Source organism: Allobaculum sp. (assembly GCF_047010065.1).
GTDB classification, from domain to species: domain Bacteria; phylum Bacillota_I; class Bacilli_A; order Erysipelotrichales; family Erysipelotrichaceae; genus Allobaculum; species Allobaculum fili.
In genome coordinates, this window is sequence record NZ_JBKXLD010000167.1 from 1 (window position 1) to 1,956 (window position 1,956).

The 1,956-nt window shown below is 52.2% G+C and carries 1 protein-coding gene; it reads left to right on the forward strand.

All coding sequences use genetic code 11. The annotated features are described in order from the left end of the window. A partial coding sequence (gene aspS / locus ACLUYS_RS09885) for an aspartate--tRNA ligase (protein ID WP_412659799.1) occupies positions 1-1,672 on the forward strand: 1,672 nt, incomplete at its 5' end. Positions 1,673-1,956: the final 284 nt, after the last annotated feature.

Sequence of the window (1,956 nt, forward strand, 5' to 3'; positions counted from 1 at the left end):
TCAGGAATACGTTCTTCATGTAAAAGGCGTTGTAAAAGAACGCCAGGACAAGAACCCGGCGCTTCCTACGGGCGATATCGAAGTCATCGTTTCCGATTTTGAGATCGTCAACCCGGCAAAAGTTACGCCGCTGATCATTGCGGATGAAACCGACGCGCTCGAAGATACCCGTATGAAATACCGCTATCTCGACCTGCGCCGTCCCGTCATGCAGAAAAATCTCATGACGCGTGCAGCCATCGTCCGTTCCCTGCGTGAATTCCTCGATACCCATGATTTCGTCGAAATCGAGACGCCGGTTCTGGGCCGTTCGACACCAGAAGGCGCCCGTGACTTCCTCGTGCCCTCCCGCGGGAAACCCGGTACGTTCTACGCCCTTCCGCAGTCGCCTCAGCTGTACAAGCAGCTGCTCATGATTTCCGGCATGGAGCGCTACTACCAGTTTGCCCGCTGCTTCCGCGACGAAGACCTGCGTGCAGACCGTCAGACCGACTTTACCCAGCTCGACATCGAAACGTCCTTCCTCGATGAAAATCAGATTCTGACGCTGACGGAAGCGATGCTGAAGAAACTGATGAAAGACGTCAAAGGCATCGATCTGCCGACCCCGTTTGAGCGAATCACCTGGGAAGATGCCATGAACCGTTACGGCATCGATAAACCGGACAACCGCTTTGGCATGGAACTGCAGGATTTCTCTGAAACGTTTAAGGGATCCGAATTCGTTCCGTTCCATAACGCCCTTGAAAACGGCGGCGTGATCAAAGGCATTACCGTAGAAGACTTCCAGCCTTCCAACAAGGAAATCAAGCGTCTGACCTCGGAAGCCCGCAAAAACGGCGCCAGCGGTCTGGTCGTTCTCAAATACAAAGACGGTGTCTTCTCCGGCTCCGCGGTTAAATCCCTCAAGGAAGAAGAACTGAATGCTTTAAAAGACGCATCCAGCGTAAAAGACGGCGGCACCGTTCTGCTTGTCAGCGATCCATGGCTCAAAGCCTGCACGGCCCTCGGTGCTCTGCGCAACGATATCGCTTCCGAAAAGGGTCTGAAGAAAAAAGACGAATTCTCCTTCCTGTGGGTTGTCGACTTCCCTATGTTTGAGTGGAGCGAACAGGAAAACCGCTGGGTTTCCCAGCATCACCCGTTCACGATGCCAAAACGCGAGGACATTCCTCTGCTGGACACCGATCCTGGCAAAGTCAAAACGAACGCGTACGACTGCGTACTGAACGGCTATGAACTCGGCGGCGGATCCATGCGTATTTATGAACAGGAACTGCAGGACAAAATCTTCGAAGTTCTCGGTTTTACCCCGGAACAGACCCAGCAGAAATTCGGCTTCTTCATCGATGCCTTCCAGTACGGAACACCTCCTCATGGCGGACTGGCTTTCGGTCTCGACCGTATCGCCATGCTGCTGTGCGGAACAGACTCCATTCGTGATGTCATCGCCTTCCCGAAAAACGCTTCCGCCCGCGACCCGATGTCCGATGCACCAAATACCGTCGATCCTCTCCAGCTTGATGAGCTCGAACTGGCGGTAAACGTAGAACCCAAAGAGCGTGAAGTTCTCGAAAGCCTGCGTGAAGGCACCCTTCCGCTTACCCTTTCCGACGGCAGCGTTGTAAACGTCTCCCTTGACGAAATCCGCGCCTGGAAAGAAAACCGCTAATCCCGATTCACGATAATTTTTCAAGAAATCCTCTGGATTAACGATCAGCTCAAAACGGCCGGTCTTCTGCAGTCTGTTTCCCTTCGGAAACGGCTGCAGAAAACCGGCCGTTTTTTGTACGTGAAAAATGATACAGATCTGTGGAAAACGCAATCGAAAATGCGAAGAAATCCAACAGATATTGCACGTCTGTCCTTCTTTGCCTATTCTGAATGAACAGAAACATTCCAATGTAAGCGTCAAATAAAAGACGGGTATTTTCTCGACCGCCTCCTTGGGATAAT